This is a genomic window from Micromonospora sp. NPDC049107, from assembly GCF_040648595.1.
GTDB lineage: Bacteria > Actinomycetota > Actinomycetes > Mycobacteriales > Micromonosporaceae > Micromonospora.
Genome location: NZ_JBEZEC010000005.1, coordinates 461,001 through 476,692 on the forward strand (window position 1 = coordinate 461,001; position 15,692 = coordinate 476,692).

General features: G+C 71.0%; 19 protein-coding genes. 5 read left to right on the forward strand and 14 right to left on the reverse strand.

Going from position 1 to position 15,692, the window contains the following annotated elements:
* Positions 1-61: 61 nt before the first annotated feature.
* Positions 62-499 carry an ATP-binding protein gene (locus AB0B55_RS15825; protein WP_355049271.1) on the reverse strand — a complete coding sequence of 146 codons (438 nt, stop codon included), beginning with the start codon at positions 497-499 and terminating at the stop codon, positions 62-64.
* The gene (locus tag AB0B55_RS15830; protein ID WP_355049272.1) at positions 496-852 is read right to left on the reverse strand and encodes an STAS domain-containing protein; all 357 of its coding nucleotides are present in this window, start codon (positions 850-852) and stop codon (positions 496-498) included. The genes AB0B55_RS15825 and AB0B55_RS15830 overlap by 4 nt, the downstream gene beginning before the upstream one ends.
* A gap of 131 nt (positions 853-983) precedes the next feature.
* On the opposite strand from AB0B55_RS15830, the gene AB0B55_RS15835 reads away from it, so the two are divergent.
* The 3 genes from AB0B55_RS15835 (at position 984) to AB0B55_RS15845 (ending at position 4,404) form a co-directional block, all read left to right on the forward strand.
* The gene (locus tag AB0B55_RS15835) at positions 984-3,326 is read left to right on the forward strand and encodes a DEAD/DEAH box helicase (RefSeq protein WP_357123663.1); all 2,343 of its coding nucleotides are present in this window, start codon (positions 984-986) and stop codon (positions 3,324-3,326) included.
* A 99-nt stretch (positions 3,327-3,425) separates the two neighbouring features.
* Positions 3,426-3,629: a hypothetical protein gene (locus AB0B55_RS15840; RefSeq protein WP_357123660.1), complete on the forward strand. Its 204-nt coding sequence runs from the start codon at positions 3,426-3,428 to the stop codon at positions 3,627-3,629.
* A 196-nt stretch (positions 3,630-3,825) separates the two neighbouring features.
* A complete protein-coding gene (locus AB0B55_RS15845; protein WP_357123657.1) occupies positions 3,826-4,404 on the forward strand; it encodes a hypothetical protein in 579 nt (192 codons plus the stop codon).
* A 261-nt stretch (positions 4,405-4,665) separates the two neighbouring features.
* On the opposite strand, the gene AB0B55_RS15850 is transcribed toward AB0B55_RS15845, so the two are convergent.
* Entirely contained in the window at positions 4,666-4,950 is a 285-nt protein-coding gene (locus tag AB0B55_RS15850) for a hypothetical protein (RefSeq protein ID WP_357123654.1), read from the reverse strand.
* 286 nt (positions 4,951-5,236) lie between these two features.
* Between AB0B55_RS15850 and AB0B55_RS15855 the strand changes: the two genes are divergently transcribed.
* Positions 5,237-5,428 (forward strand): hypothetical protein, encoded by a 192-nt coding sequence (locus AB0B55_RS15855; protein WP_357123651.1) that lies wholly within the window; start codon positions 5,237-5,239, stop codon positions 5,426-5,428.
* Between the two features lie 666 nt (positions 5,429-6,094).
* On the opposite strand, the gene AB0B55_RS15860 is transcribed toward AB0B55_RS15855, so the two are convergent.
* The 10 genes from AB0B55_RS15860 to AB0B55_RS15905 all read right to left on the reverse strand — a co-directional run bounded on the left by AB0B55_RS15860 (position 6,095) and on the right by AB0B55_RS15905 (position 13,573).
* Complete coding sequence (locus AB0B55_RS15860; protein ID WP_357123648.1) at positions 6,095-6,307, reverse strand: hypothetical protein; 213 nt, start codon at positions 6,305-6,307, stop codon at positions 6,095-6,097.
* 290 nt (positions 6,308-6,597) lie between these two features.
* The gene (locus AB0B55_RS15865) at positions 6,598-6,954 is read right to left on the reverse strand and encodes an Rv3654c family TadE-like protein (RefSeq protein WP_357124642.1); all 357 of its coding nucleotides are present in this window, start codon (positions 6,952-6,954) and stop codon (positions 6,598-6,600) included.
* Positions 6,954-7,304: a TadE family type IV pilus minor pilin gene (locus AB0B55_RS15870; protein ID WP_357124639.1), complete on the reverse strand. Its 351-nt coding sequence runs from the start codon at positions 7,302-7,304 to the stop codon at positions 6,954-6,956. Before AB0B55_RS15870 ends, AB0B55_RS15865 begins: the two co-directional genes overlap by 1 nt.
* A 71-nt stretch (positions 7,305-7,375) precedes the next feature.
* Complete coding sequence (locus AB0B55_RS15875; RefSeq protein ID WP_234584142.1) at positions 7,376-7,543, reverse strand: DUF4244 domain-containing protein; 168 nt, start codon at positions 7,541-7,543, stop codon at positions 7,376-7,378.
* A 22-nt stretch (positions 7,544-7,565) separates the two neighbouring features.
* Entirely contained in the window at positions 7,566-8,204 is a 639-nt protein-coding gene (locus AB0B55_RS15880) for a type II secretion system F family protein (RefSeq protein WP_357123644.1), read from the reverse strand.
* Complete coding sequence (locus AB0B55_RS15885) at positions 8,204-9,493, reverse strand: hypothetical protein (RefSeq protein WP_357172019.1); 1,290 nt, start codon at positions 9,491-9,493, stop codon at positions 8,204-8,206. Before AB0B55_RS15885 ends, AB0B55_RS15880 begins: the two co-directional genes overlap by 1 nt.
* Positions 9,490-10,701, reverse strand: a complete 1,212-nt coding sequence (locus AB0B55_RS15890; protein WP_357172020.1) for a TadA family conjugal transfer-associated ATPase — start codon at positions 10,699-10,701, stop codon at positions 9,490-9,492. The genes AB0B55_RS15885 and AB0B55_RS15890 overlap by 4 nt, the downstream gene beginning before the upstream one ends.
* A complete protein-coding gene (ssd, locus tag AB0B55_RS15895) occupies positions 10,698-11,798 on the reverse strand; it encodes a septum site-determining protein Ssd (RefSeq protein WP_357123635.1) in 1,101 nt (366 codons plus the stop codon). The genes AB0B55_RS15890 and ssd overlap by 4 nt, the downstream gene beginning before the upstream one ends.
* 222 nt (positions 11,799-12,020) lie before the next feature.
* Positions 12,021-13,022 (reverse strand): CU044_5270 family protein, encoded by a 1,002-nt coding sequence (locus AB0B55_RS15900; RefSeq protein WP_357172021.1) that lies wholly within the window; start codon positions 13,020-13,022, stop codon positions 12,021-12,023.
* Positions 13,022-13,573 carry a sigma-70 family RNA polymerase sigma factor gene (locus AB0B55_RS15905; protein WP_357172022.1) on the reverse strand — a complete coding sequence of 184 codons (552 nt, stop codon included), beginning with the start codon at positions 13,571-13,573 and terminating at the stop codon, positions 13,022-13,024. The genes AB0B55_RS15900 and AB0B55_RS15905 overlap by 1 nt, the downstream gene beginning before the upstream one ends.
* 186 nt (positions 13,574-13,759) lie before the next feature.
* Between AB0B55_RS15905 and AB0B55_RS15910 the strand changes: the two genes are divergently transcribed.
* Entirely contained in the window at positions 13,760-14,125 is a 366-nt protein-coding gene (locus AB0B55_RS15910; protein ID WP_357123625.1) for a hypothetical protein, read from the forward strand.
* Positions 14,126-14,306: 181 nt separating this feature from the next.
* Here the strand turns inward: AB0B55_RS15910 and AB0B55_RS15915 are convergent, their stop codons facing one another.
* The gene (locus AB0B55_RS15915; RefSeq protein ID WP_357123622.1) at positions 14,307-15,098 is read right to left on the reverse strand and encodes a hypothetical protein; all 792 of its coding nucleotides are present in this window, start codon (positions 15,096-15,098) and stop codon (positions 14,307-14,309) included.
* Between the last annotated feature and the right edge of the window lie 594 nt (positions 15,099-15,692).

The window sequence follows — 15,692 nt, forward strand, 5'->3', positions numbered from 1 at the left end:
TCCATGACGACAAGGCCGCCTCCCCGGCGGGGACACGGCCTTGTGCGCAGTCGTTCCGAAGTCAGCGCCCGACGGGCCACACCATTCGCACCTCGGTGCCGATGCCCTCGTCGACCGGGCGCACCTGCAGGTCCTCCACGAAGCCCGCGAGCAGAGCGAACCCGACACCCGTGGTCAACGCCTCGTCGGTCAGCGACTCGTCGGCCAACTCGTCCGGCGGCAGCGCCGCCAGCCCGATGCTGGCCTCGATCGGCGCCCGGTCCACGACCCGCACCGCGTACGTGCCGCCGTCGGACATCTCCACCAGCACCGGATCGGCCAGGCCGTACTGACGGTGCAGCGCGACCGCCCGGGTGCACGCCTCACCGATGGCCAGGCGCACCTCGTCCAGCAGGTCCTCGCGGACACCGGCCCGTCGGGCGACGGCCACGCCGACCAGTCGGGCGGTACGCACGTGCACCGGGGCCGGAGAGAAGGAGAGCCGGACCGTCGCCATCACGCGTTGGCGCCGCTCGGGCCCGCGCCGGCCGCCGCCTCGACCGTGGCGTGCAGCGGGAACACCTGGTCCAGCGCCGTGATCCGGAAAATCTTGAGCAGCGGCTCCTTGTCACAGACCAGGGCGAACGAGCCACCGGCCGTGCGCAGCCGCTTGTGCGCGCCCACCAGCACGCCCAGCCCGGTCGAGTCGAGGAAGTCGACCCGCCCGAGGTCCACGATCACGTGCCGGGCGCCGCCGTCGATCAGCTCGAGGAGACGTTCGCGGAGCCGGGGCGCAGTGTAGACGTCCACCTCACCGCCGACCTCAAGCACCGTGTGCTCGCCCACGGTGCGCGTCGCCAGCGACAGCTCCATCGGTCCTCCTCGCCAGAGCCGTAAACTCTCCTGGGCATCTAACCACTACCGCCGGGACACCCTGCGGTCACCGGCGGCGGCTTTCCCTTACCCCGGGGCCCGGCTTTTCATCTCCGAACACCAGTGCGAGAGTGCAGGACGTGACTTCCTCCCCGCCGGTCGACCTGCTGCGCCGGCTGCGCGCACGGGGCGCGGGCGACCCGGTCACCCACGTCGAGCGGGTGCCCGCCCGCGTCGGGGTGCCGGCGCCGTGGCCGGCGTGGGCGCCTACGGAGCTTCGGGCGGCGTTCGACCGCCGCGGCGTGGTCGCGCCCTGGCAGCACCAGGCCGAGGCGGCCACCCTGGCGTACGAGGGCGGCCACGTGATCGTCGCCACCGGAACCGCGTCCGGCAAGTCCCTGGCGTACCAGCTCCCGGCGCTCGCCACGCTGCTCGCCGACCCCCGGGCCACCGTGCTCTACCTGGCGCCGACCAAGGCCCTCGCCGCCGACCAGCTGCGGGCCGTCGTCGGCCTGGAGCTGGAGGGGGTACGCCCCGCCACCTACGACGGGGACACGCCGCGCGCGGAACGGGAGTGGATCCGCCGACACTCCCGCTTCGTGCTGACCAATCCGGACATGCTGCACCACGGCGTCCTGCCCGGCCACGCCCAGTGGTCGGGGTTCCTGCGCCGACTGGCGTACGTGGTGATCGACGAGTGCCACACCTACCGGGGTGTGTTCGGCTCGCACGTGGCGCACGTGCTGCGCCGGTTGCGCCGGCAGTGCGCGCGCTTCGGGGCCAGCCCGGTGTTCGTCCTCGCCTCGGCCACCTCCGGCGACCCGGCGACCGCCGCCGCGCGACTCACCGGACTGCCGGTGACCGCGGTCACCGAGGACACCTCGCCGCGCGGCGGGGTGACCTTCGCGCTCTGGGAACCGCCACTGCTGCCACCGGACTCGGGCTCCTCCTCCCCGGTCCCCCCGCAGGCGACGGGCGACCACGACGACCTTCGTCAGGTCCGCCGGTCGGCGCTGCGCGAGACCGCGGACCTCCTCGCCGACACGGTCGCCGAGGGGGTACGCACCCTCGCGTTCGTCCGTTCCCGCAAAGGCGCCGAGGTGGTGGCGGCCAACGCGCGGCGGGCGCTCGACGACGCCGTGCCCGGGCTCGGCGACCGGGTGGCCGCCTACCGGGGCGGCTACCTGCGCGAGGAGCGTCGCGAGCTGGAACGCGCGCTGCTGCACGGTGACCTGCTCGGCCTGGCCTCCACCAACGCGCTGGAGCTGGGCGTGGACCTGGTGGGGCTGGACGCGGTGTTGATCTGCGGCTATCCGGGCACCCGGGCGTCGCTGTGGCAGCAGGCGGGCCGCGCCGGGCGTTCCGGCCAGGAGGCCCTCGCGGTGCTGGTGGCCCGGGACGACCCACTGGACACCTACCTGGTGCACCACCCGGAGGCGATCTTCGGTGCGCCGGTGGAGGCGACGGTGCTCGACCCGGCCAACCCGTACGTGCTTGCCCCGCAGCTGGCCTGCGCCGCCGCCGAGGCGCCGCTGACGCCGGCCGACCTGGCGCTCTTCGGCGACGGGGCGAAGGAGGCGGTGGACGAGCTGGTGGCAGCCGGGGCGCTGCGACAGCGGCCCACCGGCTGGTACTGGCGACACCGCGAGCGCCCCGAGGTGGACCTGCGCGGCGAGGGCGGCGCACCGGTCGTCGTGGTGGAGTCGTCGACCGGCCGGCTGCTCGGCACCGTCGACGGCGGCTCGTCCCACTTCCTGCTCCACCCCGGCGCGGTCTACCTGCACCAGGGCGTCTCGTACGTGGTCGACGATCTGGACCTCGCCGACGGCTGCGCGTTGGTGCACGTCGAGGAGCCGGACTGGTCCACCCACGCCCGGGACGTCACCGACCTGTCCGTGGTGTCGGTGCGCTCCTACGTCGACGCCGGGCCGGTCGGGATGTTCCTCGGCGAGGTGGACGTCACCAGCCAGGTGGTGTCGTACCAGCGGCGCAGGATCGCCACCGGCGAGGTGATCGACACCCGACCGCTGGACCTGCCCGCCCGGGAGCTGCGGACGGTGGCGGTGTGGTTCACGCTGTCCGAGCGGTCGCTGACGTCCGCCGGGGTGCAGCCGGCCGACGTGCCGGGCGCGCTGCACGCCGCCGAACACGCCGCGATCGGCCTGCTTCCGCTGATGGCGACGTGCGACAGGTGGGACATCGGCGGCCTCTCCACCGCCCTGCACCCGGACACCGAGGCGCCGACGGTCTTCGTCTACGACGGGCACCCGGGCGGCGCGGGCTTCGCGGAGCGCGCCTACGGGACGGCGTCGGCGTGGTTGCGGGCCACCCGCGACGCGATCGCGGAGTGCGGCTGCGAGACCGGCTGCCCGTCCTGCGTGCAGTCGCCGAAGTGCGGCAACGGCAACAACCCTCTCTCGAAGCCGGACGCGATCCGGGTCCTCGACGTGGTGCTGGGCAATCTGCCCTCCTGAGCCACCTTGCATGAATCCCGGTGGCACTGGGCACAATGGTGTGGGAGCGCTTCCATCGATGCTTGTGTTGTATTTCGCCCCCGCGCCCGAGGAGAAGTTGTGGCCGACACGATCGCTGAGACCGTCGACCTGCTCTACACCATCGACCAGGAACACCTCACCCTCGACCAGCAGATCGCGCTCGGGGCCGCGCTGGCCGCGTTGGCTCAGGCCGAACGGCTGGAGCAGATCAACGAGCGACTGCGCGGCATCCACCAGGTGCTCAACACCTGGTCGTTGCGGTCGACGGTGGACGGTCGCTGAATTCGCGCGTGACCGGTCCGGCCGGGCGGACCGGTCAGGCTGGGCCAGTCGGGGCGAGCTGGTCGGGGTGGGCCGGGGTCGGGGTGGCCGGTTCGGGGTGCGCGGGTTGGTCGGGTGGGTGAGCCGGATGAGCGTGGGCCGACGGGGGTTGCCCGGCTGTGCGAGACTCCGGCGCGACACCCCCTGAGGAGATCAGATGCAGCTCGACAACTTGCAGACCCTGCAGCAGTTCCACATCCGCCAGCGGCTGCGGATGATGGTCAACCAGTACGAGGTCCGCGCGGTCGCGCCGGACGGCAGCGAGGGCGAGCTGCTGGCCTTCGCGCAGCAGAAGCGGCTCGCCTTCAAGGAGCAGGTGACGATCTACACCGACGACTCCAAGCAGCAGCCCCTGCTCGGTTTCAAGGCCCGCCAGCGCATCGACCTCGGCGCCACGTACGACGTCACCGACGCGGCCGGCAACCCGATCGGCCTGTTCCGCAAGGACTTCGCCCAGTCCCTGCTCCGCTCCACGTGGCACGTCGAGCAGGCCGGCCTGCCGCAGGTGACGGGTCAGGAGCGGAGCCTGCCGGTGGCGCTGCTGCGCCGGTTCGTCGACTCGCTCTCCTGGCTGCCGTACCACTTCGACTTCCTCGCCGGCGGCCAGCCCGTCTTCTCGGTGGTCAAGAAGTGGGGCCTGCGCGACAAGTACGTCGTCGAGGTGCAGAACCCGCAGATCGACCGCCGCCTCGTCATCGCCATGGCCGTCGCCCTCGACGCGCTCCAGGCTCGCTGACGCACCCGACCGGCACATCGACCACCCACCCCTCGGCTCCGCGGGCCGGGGCAGGGCTCGCAGCTTGGGCCCGCACGCGCGAACTGGACCGCCTCGGTTGCACCTCCGCCGGGGCGGTTCGCCGTTGGATGACCACCCCAGCCTTCATGACGTACACCTCGCGCTTGGCGGTGGCGTTGCCCCTCGGATCGAGCACGTACCCGGTGATCCAGATCCGGTCGTGGTACGGGTCGGGCTCGCCGACCGACACGATGCGCAGCATCAGCGCCCGGTTCCCGGTGAACTGCGGCGAGCAGGCCGCCCCGACCAACACGACGTCTGCCGGCTCCACGACAGCCACCCGAGGAACCGGCGGTACACGGCGTCGGCGGGAGCCCAGGTCATGTCCTGCGTAGCCGCCGTCAGGTGCGACCACATGTAGATGCGGAGGGCTATCGGCGAGGCGGCGTACTCGTCCAACAGCTCCAGGCGGCGGGTGGAACAGGGCCAGGGTCGTTCGCACACCTCGCACAGCCACAACGGGAGCACCGGACCGTGCGTGGTCATCAGCTCTCACCCGGCCAGTGACCCCGGTTGATCGGGATCTTGTGCCTGGCCCGACAGGGCAGCTCGTTCCCGCACTTGCAGACGTTCCGCCACTTGATCCACGACCACACCGGCTTGTGCCTGCGAGCCAGGGTCATGGCTACGGCCGTCAGATACTCCGCAAAAGTGACACGACGACGGGTCATGTGTCCATGGCACCACAGGGGGTTGTACGAGGGCAACCCTCCAAGGCGTTGCCCCACCCGGTTCCGTCTGATGCAATTCCCAAGGATCCTACCGTCAGGTTATGGAGTTGCTTGGGCTGGACGAGATCCGCGACTTGCTGGGTGGGATCAGCAAGCAGCGCGCCACGATCATCGTGGGCCGCAAGGGGTTCCCCGACCCGCTGGCCACCTTGAGCATGGGCCGCGTCTGGGATGGCAAGGCCGTGCGAGCGTGGATCGCCAAGAACCGTCCCACTCCGGCTGACGAAGACTGACCGGGCAGGCACCACCTGCCCGGTCATCCGCCACACAATTTACCGACGCCACCACCGGAACAGCTCGGATACGGCCTTCACGATCGGGGCACGGTCTTTGGAGTCAGCACCCCTCAGGGCGATACCGGCCACGATGACTTTGCCGGCTACCGGAAGCCCCACGACTACCACAGCGACCAGCGGACTAGCTGCGGCGATGGGTTCGATGCTGGACAGTCCCACTGCTTGCCTCTCCTCACTCTGGTCGAGTGAGGCGCACAGGGCTCAGCTCGACCAGTACGCAGACTGGTGAAGCCGAGGTCCTGCGCCGACTGAGCAAGATCTCAGATGTTGCTTGGCACCTTCGAGGCACCGATATATAGGGGGGCACTACTACGTCCGTTTATAAGGAAAATCTGACCCGGCGAACGGCCTGTCGGCTGACCGCGCCAGGGCGCAGGCTGCCGCAGTGAGCAGCAATTCACCTGCGCACTCCTTGTCCCGAAGAACAGCCCTCCAGGGGGCGCATCCTTCAGGGGAGACGTCGATGAGTGTAGCTGAATGCGCAACACGCTCACTGACCAACACCCCCTATCCGTGTGGATGGGAGGTACTGGCTAAGGGTGTTCAGTTCACCGCAGAGACGACGAGGGGCACGGTCGGGGGCACCCGGTCGCCCCGGCATGGTCAGTACGGCTGCACTTTGATCACGCAGTCGAGGAACATGGCGGACGGCGAGCCGGACGGTGGCTGCACTCGGTATTTGGCCGTGAAGGTGTCGGTACCCGCCGACAGCCCTTCGACGAAGATCTCGACGGAGGACCGCCCGACTGCACGTGTGCCGCTACTAGTCGAGCCTTCACCGATCGACAGGCTGTCGAGATCGCCCGAAGCCTGCATTACGGCGCTCCAGAGCCATGGGGCAAAGATACCGGGAAGTCCTCACGTCGACAGACCGAGAAACGCGGCCGGTCGAGGCGCAGAACCCGCAGATCGACCGCCGCCTCGTCATCGCCATGGCCGTCGCCCCCCGACGCGCTCCAGACTCGCTGACGCGCCCGACCGGCGCCCTCCGGTCGTTCCTTGGCCATTGGCCGGGGCAGGGTTAGCCATCCCGTCCCGGCCACTCGGCTGCCGCCCCGGCTACGCCCGTTCGACGCGCTCGCACCCGTTCCGATTGGGCCGAGCCGTCAGCCGCGTACCGGCCCGGCGCGGGCCGTCGACGCAGCGACCCGGGTCAGACCCGGAATCGGCGTGAACGCCACCTCGACGGTCACCAGCACGTCCAGCCCGTCGACGACGCAGTCCACTATCCGGCCGTCGTTGCGCTGGGCGATGTCCGTGGCGTACGCGCACGCCGCCAGGTCGCCGTCGAGCGCTCGGGTAGCACCGGCCAGCGCGCCGAGATCAGCGGCCACCGCCGCGCGCTGGGACGCCATCCCGGTCGCGGCGACGGCCGCGCCGAATGTCCCGACCAGCACGAACACGAGCCCCAGAGCGAGCAGCAGGACCGTCGCCCCGCCCCGGTCCGCGCCCGAGCGGCCCATCACCCAGTCCCCTCGTCGGCACCCGGTTCCACCGCTGCGACGGCGGTGGCTGCCACGGTGACCCGTGGTAGCCGGCCGCCCAGCGCACGGACGGGTGCGCGGACGGTCGCCTGCACCCGGTCGCCGTCGAAGGACACCGACACCTCTGCCCCCGGTGGTGCGACCTGTGCGCCGTCCGCGTTGCCGGCGCCCCGGGCGGCGGCGAGCGCGGCTTCGCGGGCGGTGTGCAGGCAACTCGCCTGTGTGCTGACGGCGTTCACCGCCGTCAGGCCGGCGAGCAGCAGCAGGAGAAGCGCCGGCAGGCCGGCCGCCAGTTCGGCGGTGAAGGATCCCCGCTCGCCGCCGACGATGTGGGCCCGCCGGCCGCCGTCGGACGCGCGCCCGGGAGCGTTCCGCGTACGGTCGACCTGCCGGCGCCTGATCACTTGAGTGCCCGGTCGATGACCGCGGTCAGCGCGGACTGGACGTTGCCGGAGGTCAGCACCTTCAACAGGATCCCCGCGAAGGCCACCGCGGCGAGCGTGCCGACCGCGTATTCGGCGGTGTTCATTCCGTCGTCGCCGCGCAGTCGGGCGATGAGTTTGCGCATGGGTCTTCCCTTCCTCGATGGGTCAGAGCACGTCGCCGAGAACGGCGACGATCACCGGCACCAGGCCGGCGAGAATGAACGCGGGCAGGAAGCAGAGCCCCAGTGGCAGCACGATGAGGACGCCCGCCCGACGGGCCGACGCCTCGGCGGCGGTGGCCCGGTCGGCCCGCAGGTCGTCGGCGAGACGGGTCAGCGCACCGGCCAGCGCCGCGCCGCTGTTGGCCGAGCGGAACGCCGCTGCGGCAAGCCGATCCGCCCCTGGCACACCGTCCAACGCCGACCACGCCTCCGCTGGGCCGCCACCGAGGAGCAACGTGCGGCCCACCCGGGCCAGTCGGGTGGCCAGCGGGCCGTCCAACGCCTCGGCCACCGCCAGGACCGAGCGGTCCACCGGCGCACCGGCCCGCATCGCCGCCGCCAGGAGGTCGGCGGCGAGCGGCAGGTCGGCGGCCTCCCGAAGCCGCTGGTTGCGTACGGCGGGAGGCTCGATCCGCCGCAGCGACACATCCAGCAGGACGGCGACCGGAACGGCGCCCAGCCATCCGAACCAGCCCTCGACAACCACTGCCACGGCAAGCCCGGCCATGCCTGCCGCGAGCCGGATCGCATCCGGACGGCGGCGTATGCCCGCAGTCCCGCGAGTGGACAACACCGGGGACATCAGGTGGTCCGCCCCGGCCCAGCGCCCAGCCGCTCAGCCCAAAAGAGACCGACGATCTGCAGGGCGACGGCGAGGACCGCGCACACCCCACCGACCGTGTCGTGCAGGAGCACCGCCAGGGGGTCGACCCCGATCCCGTAGCCGAGCCCGATCCCACCAATCGGCAGAGCAGCCAGCAACCAGGCGGTGGCGCGTGCGCCAGCCGCCTGTGCCGCTGCGGCGGCCAGCCCACGGTCGGTCGCACGGGCATCCGCCTCGATCCGCTCGATCAGCTCCGCCAGCGGCGCGCCAGTCCGGTCCGCCAGCCGCACGGCGGCCGAGGTCAGGTCGCGAAGCCGATCGACGCCGGCCATCGATGCTCCGGCGACGGAGGTGATCTCGAGGGTCGGCGGCATGGGCGAACCCGCCCGAAGGTCGGCCGCCAGGCCGCACAGCAGGTCCAGGCCGCGCCGTCGATTAAGCTCGACCTGCCGATTCGTTCTCCAGCGCAGCAGAGCGCGGATAGCGAGCGTGCCGTAGCCGGCCATCGCCACGGCGGCCACCGGCCCGCCGGACACGGCTCCGACACCTGCTCCCACCAGACCGGCCAGGAGCAGCACCCGACGCGGTGACCGTCGCGCGCGTACCAGAAGGGTCGAGACCGGCCTGTCCGGCTCGTGGCCCGCCGGCCCCACGAACAGTCCGCCGGCACCATGGTCCGGCTGGTCCGCGAGCGGCCTGTCGGTCTCGCGGCCTGCCGGCCCCGCCAACAGCCCGCCGGCCCGATGACCCGCCTGGTCGGGGAACAGCCCGCCGGCCCTCTGGTCCGCCTGGTCGGCGAACAGCCTGCCGGCCTCGTGGTGCGGGGAAGCGACGGCCGCCGGGGCTCCGGCCTCGGGCCTGGCAATGGCAGCCGGGCGGCGCGAGTCCCGGCGGGCCGGCGGACGTGCCGGGCCGGCCGGTCGGGTGGGTCCCTCGGGTCCACCGGTCGCCCTCGAACGGCCGGGGCTGTCGTCGAGGTCCCGGGTGGACCAGGCGACGGCCGTGCGCCCACTGCCGGCCCCCGGCTGCACGAGCGCACCCGGGTCAGCCGAGGCGGCCGTGCCGCCGAGGTCTTCGGTCGGCCGGTCCTGCCCGCGAGCGAGGTCCCGGATCCACTCGACCAGGGCGTCGTCCGGGTCGACACCGGTGGCACGCCGGGTCGGGGCCAGCACCCGACGCCGACGGTCTCTGATGCTCTTCGCCCGCCAGATCACCAGGATCGCGGTGGACAGCAGCAGCGCCGCGACCAGCGCCATCGTGGCGTTCACGCCGGACCTGCCGATCCGGGCCACGGCTCGGTGAGGATCGGTGGGACCGCGACACCCCGGTCCCGCAGCAGCGCGCCGAACGTACGGGCGGCCAGCCCCAGGCCTCGCCCACGTATCCAGGCGGGCACCACGGTGGCCAGGCGTTCCGGCCCTTCGGGGAGCAGCAGACAGATCGATTCGAGGACGCGGCCCTGATCGCCGCGACGCACCTGGAGCAGCACCTGAAGCGCGGCGACCACCTGGGCGTGCAGCGCGGCGCGGGGCAGACCACCGAGCATGCCGAGCGCCTCCAGCCGGGCCGGCACGTCGGACGGGGTGTTGGCATGCAGCGTGCCGGCACCGCCGTCGTGACCCGTGTTCAACGCGGCCAGCAGGTCGACCACCTCTGCGCCCCGGCACTCCCCGACGACCAGGCGGTCCGGACGCATTCGCAGCGCCTGCCGGACCAGGTCTCCGAGGCTGACCACGCCCGTCCCCTCGACGTTGGCGGTACGGGCCTGCAGCCCGACCACGTGCGGATGCCCCGGCTGGAGCTCTGCCGCGTCCTCGACCAGGACGATCCGTTCGGTGGCTGGCACCAACCCGAGCAGAGTGTTGAGCAGGGTCGTCTTGCCCGAGCCCGTGCCGCCGGTGACCAGGTACGCCAACCGGGCCGCGACGACCGCGGCGAGCAGCGGTGCCACCGGTCGCGGCACCGTCCCCTGGCTCACCAGCTCGTCGAGCGTGTACGGGCGATGCCGGAACGTCCGCAGGGACAGGTAGGGACCCTCGGTCGCCACCGGAGGCAGTACGGCGTGCAGGCGGGTGCCGTCGGGCAGGCGGGCGTCCGCGAACGGGGAGCCGTCGTCGAGCCGCCGACCGGCGCTGGCGATGAGCCGCTGCGCCAACCGCCGGACGTCGTCGACCGAGCCGACCGGGATCGCCACCTGGTGCAGCCCCGCACCCCGGTCGACCCAGACGCGTACGCCGTTGACCAGGACGTCGGTCACCTCTGGGTCGGTCAGCAGTGGGGCGAGTGGTCCGGCGCCGACGAGGTCGTCGTGCACCCGGTCGGCGATCCGCAGGACGGCGGTGTCGCCCAGCACGGCAGCGGTGGGTTCGGCACGTACGGCGGAGACGATCGCCGCCGGGGTGACCGGGTCGGTGGCGGCGACGATCCGCTGCCGCACCCGGGCCGCGAAGGAGGTGTCCTCCGGCTGGCCGCTCATGCCGCACCGGTCGTGGCGCCGGTGAGGTCCGCGACGATCCGCTGGCACAGGGCGGCGAGCGGACCCTTGCCCGCCGCCGCCGGGGCCTCGCCGCGTTCGAGGCCCCGGCAGAGCCCCGGCTCGGGGCGCAGCGTGCCGGCGAGGGGAAGCCCGAGGGCCCGTGCCACCTCGGTGGCGCGCAGCCGGCCGGGGGCGGGCCCGCGCACCACGACCGAGAGTGCGTCGCAGTGTGGTGCGGCCACGGCCACCACCCGGGCGGCGGCCGCGGTGGCACGCAACTCCGCCGGTACGACGACGAACGCCTGGTCGGCCGCCTGCAACGCGACCACGGCGGCGTCGTCGAGCTGCCGGGGCAGGTCGATCACCACGAAGTCCCGGCCCCGGTGGGCGGCGTCGACGGTCGCCGCCATGGCTGCGGCGGGCAGCGCCAGCATCTCGCCGCGGTCCCAGGAGAGCACCACCAGGTCGCCTCGACTGGGCAGGGCCTGGACCAGCGCGGGTGCGTCCACCCGCCCGTCCGCGCTGGTGAGTGACGGCCAGCGCAGCCCTTCCAACTGCTCCCAGCCGAGGACGAGATCGAGGCCACCGCCGAGCGGATCGGCGTCGATGAGCAGGGTGCGCAGTCGGGCCCGCGCGGCGGTCACGGCGAGCCCGCCGGCGAGCACGCTCGCCCCGGCGCCACCTCGGCCACCGAACAGCGCGACGACCCGCGCACCCGGGCCGTCCGGCTGGTCTGGGCCGTGCTCCGCCAGGCGGTCCACGAGCCACGGCTCGGCGGCGGGCAGCGCGGCGACGTGTTCGGCGCCGATCAGCTCGGCGATCTGCCAGCCGGGGTCGATCTGACCGGCCCGGCCGACGAGCACCAACCGGGGCCGCTTCGGTAGCCGGGCCCGCAGACACGCCCGCGACTGGTCGACACCGAGCAGCACCAGCGGCGCGGAGGTCCAGCGGGTGCGTGCCGCGGCCGGGTCGGCGGCGAGTTCCACCTCGGTCCCGCCGGCGGCGGCGAGCCGGAGCAGGTCGTCGAGCAGGTCGCCGTCCCCGGTGACGACCAGTGGGAGCCGTCGGATCGGCGGGACGGAGGTACGGGGTGCCATCGCGGCCTCCAGCGGTCGGGATCGGATGCACCGCCGACCCTGCTCGCGACGAACCCCGAACGACGCCCTCGACCCGGCCGCCTGTGGACAACTCAGGGGCCTGTGGACAACGCCCGCCGAGACGGTTGATCTGCTATGCGCACTGGTGTTCGTGCAGCTAGCGGCGCTGCCGCAAAAACACCGCAGGGCCGCTCCCGCGAGAGCGGCCCCAGAAATCGCCGGTCAGCCGACGCGGTCGGTCCAGGCGGTGTCGATGATCATCTGGTACGCGTTGAGCCGTACCGGCGTGAGCGTCAGCATCTCGTGGGCGAGCAGGCCACCCGTGTCCGCATCGAAGATCAGGAGGGACTGGGCGTCGTGTTCCCGGTCGTCGCAGGTGACCGCGACACCGGCCCGACCGGCGCGGTCGGTCACCTGCCCCCGCCAGCGCAGGCCGGGCAGGTCGGCGAGGACGCGCAGGATCTCGGCCCGGGTGGCGCGCGGTATGACGTACCGCGCGTAGAGCGCGCCGACCGCCTTGCTCGCCGATCCCGGGCCGTACTCAATCTTGAGCAGTTCCCGCAGTCGCACCGGATCGGCCGGTGGTGGCGTCAGCTCCATCGGCGGCAGCGGAATCAGCGACGACTCGGCAGAATCGGCCGGGCCCTGCGGGAGTTTGCGCCGCCAGTAAGCCTGGGACTTCTCGTCGGGGTACTGCGGCTCCAGCTGGGTGTTGGCCTGGCTGCCGGTCCCGTCCGCGGCCTGCCACACCTTCGTCTCGCCGACAAAGGCGACGTGGTAACGGTCGTCGGGCGAACTCATCACCGGGTCACCCCACACCTTCGTGTGGTGGTACATGTAGCGCCCGCCGCGGTTGTCGTACCCCGCGTCCTTGATCTTGCTGGCCAGCGTGCGCAGCCGCGGGCCGGCAGCCGGCGGGTCGGCGTCGAACTGGTAGGCGACCGGCACGAGCACCAGCCCCACCGCGTCCCCCGGCCCAACCGGGACGTCCGGCGTGCTCTCGCCGGACGGACGCAGCGCGGCCGCCGCGCCGGCCGCCACCGCGAGCGTCCCGGCCGTCAGGACGAGCCGGCGAGTCGGGCGTACGCGCCGATGCGCCGCCGCCTCCGCGACACCGGCACGATCGATCAACTCGTGGGCCGCGACCGAGGGCGGTGCGACGGTCGCGCTCCGAGCCGGATCGGCCGGGCCGATGAGGGTACGGGTACGGGCCACCGAAAACATCACAGCTCCTCTCGCGTGGTCGCCATCAGTGGGCGGCGGGGACGGACCGGACGGCTCGACATCGCCACGGTCAGTCGACGGCGAGCGCGGTGCAGGCGCACCGCCGTGGTCGCCCGGGTGCAGCCGAGGACCTGCGCGGCCTCGGACACCGTCAACTCCTCCCAGCCGACGAGCCGCAGGATCTCCTGGTCGAGGTCGTTGAGGGTCGCCAGCGCGGCCCGGATGTCGGCGACCCCCACGGTCGTGTCCGCACCGGACGGATCGGCCACCCGCGTCAGGTCGGCATCCGCGATCGGCAGCAGATCCGGTGCGGCCCGCCGGGAGCGCCACTGGTTGGCCAACAGGCGCCGGGCCACCCCGTACAGCCAGGGCAGGCTGCGGTCCGGCACCTCCCGACGCCGCCGCCACGCGACGACGAACACCTCCTGCGCGAGTTCCGCCGACGCGTCGGCGTCGCCGAGGCGGCGCAGGCCGTACCGGACGATGTGCGCGTACTCGGCGGCATAGAGGCTGGTGAACCAGACCTCGTCGCGCTTCCCCGGTGGACCCACCCGAACCCCCACTGCCTCGGCGACTTCCACCCGGACTTGTGTCGCGAAAGGCTCGACGATTACCGCGCGGTTTGCATCCGTGACCTCGACGGGTCACCCGATCCGTGCCGGATGCTGTCAGCGTTGCTGTCGACCCCGGTGACAGGCGTCCCCGGCTGACCCGTGGGTTTGCGTATGGTCCGGCCAATGATCGTCGAGGGCACCCGTGGCTGCTGGGCCCTGTCGTTACGTCAGCGTCGCGTTGGCCTCTACGCGCACCGACCGTCGCGGTCGGCTTCTTTGTTCCTCGGCCCGGCGTTCATCATTGCAACGACGATCTACGATCTGACGCATTCGGACTTGGTCTACCGCATGCCTGCCGAAGAAACGGCCAATCAGAACGATGTTGCCGACGTCGGCCTCGAAGTGGCCGACCAGGCGGCCATCGTCGTGTCCGGCCTCTTGGCGATGGCAGGGCCCATGCGGCCGGGCGCGGGCACATGCCACGACCTGCATCCCGACGATTCCGTTCGCTCTCTGTTGCGGCGCACCGTTCACCGGAAAGCGAGGTGACTGCCGTTGCAGTACCAGCGGCGCCGTGGGTAGCTGACACGCATCGAGCAGCTGCCGTGGCTTCGCTGCCGCACTGGCACTACGCGCCTTGCCGTTGGCCCGGTCACCGTCGTCAGACAGGCACCGAAGCCGTCGAAGCGCCTAGTCCACGCCCGCAAACTTCCACAGACTCCAAATCGCGCTAGGAGACAACATTTACTAGAACTCCGATCGGTATCGATGCACCCAGCAGGAATAAAGTCACTAAACGGCGGGAACCAGATGACTGACTTCCCTCTCCCACCAATTCAAAGCCGGGGAATATCCACTTGTGCAGGCGTTCTATATAAAAAATTGGCCACGTCAGACTAAATGCAAAGGCTCCGACCGAGGTCCGGATTTCCAATCCGCTCGACTTCGGCAACACCAGGCCAACAAAGACCGCGGTAGCCGTCGCCGCCAATATTGCGAGACGGGGCCTGGAGTTCTCCGAACGCAACGATGCCCAACGCGGCACACCCTTCTCTATCTCGTCCGCCAGTCGGGCATAAGCCTGCTTGGCCCACCCCGTCCTCCGCGAGGAAACCTCAACAATAACTGCTTCATTAGCATTTCGAGCAAAAGTAACGCTCAAACGCTCCGACGGCCGAAGGGTGGCCACAAACTTCAGGCCTACGACGCTTCTTCGATCAACCTCGGGGAGAACCTCAAAAATCGGTCCCGAAACCTCGTCCTCGTCTTCAACAATTAATCCCACAAAGGGATATGTCTCGTTGCCATCGCCGACAGAAGCACCACCTGGAACTCCGGCAAGATTAATGACCCCGGTCGCTTCAGCAACCTCTCCCGTCTGCCCCTCCTCGTATTCACGCTCTTTCAGCCAAGTTGAGTACAAATCTTCGACAATTCTCCCTAGACGCTCAAGATCCGCGAACTCACCCGACCACGCGTGCCATTGATGGCGTTTGCGGAAGCTGCGCCTGACAGTACTCATGGTCTAAGTCAGCCCTTCAGCGATCGAAACTTCACAGGCACGGCACTTCTCATGCCATCCCGATCCTCCTATCGATGTCAAGCTCCGGGGATCTCTCGTTGACAGAGCTCGTTTCGTCCCGAACGCGGGACCGCGGCGTTATCGCCTTCCATCCAGTACCGTCCGGTGTGCCGTCGAGCATGGCTGCCATGCCCGCACCTACCAGTGGTGTCCTCAGGCGTTGGCACTCTTGCTGCCTTCTCGCTGGCCTCAACCTCGCCCACGTCAGGTCCCGCGGACCGCATCCCCCAACCCGAGCCTGGCCACCGGCGTCCACGGCCTGCTCGATCCGGTTCGGTCGGCTTCGGTTCCGCCACACCGATGTTCCGTCCGCCTTCACACGTTGCGACCACGCCTGCTCAGATTGGCCATCTACCCACCGCGTGGATCTCTCCCGCCGCTTCATTCAATGCGATTAGTGGAACACCAAGTTCTCCTGAGCAATGGCCTCGGCGGCTGGGGGGCTGTCTCGCTAACGGTGTTTCCGGCGATCTTGGTTAGTAGGTTTCAGCGGCTGGGAAGCGGTCGCTGAAGGTGATGGCGAAGGCGTTCAAC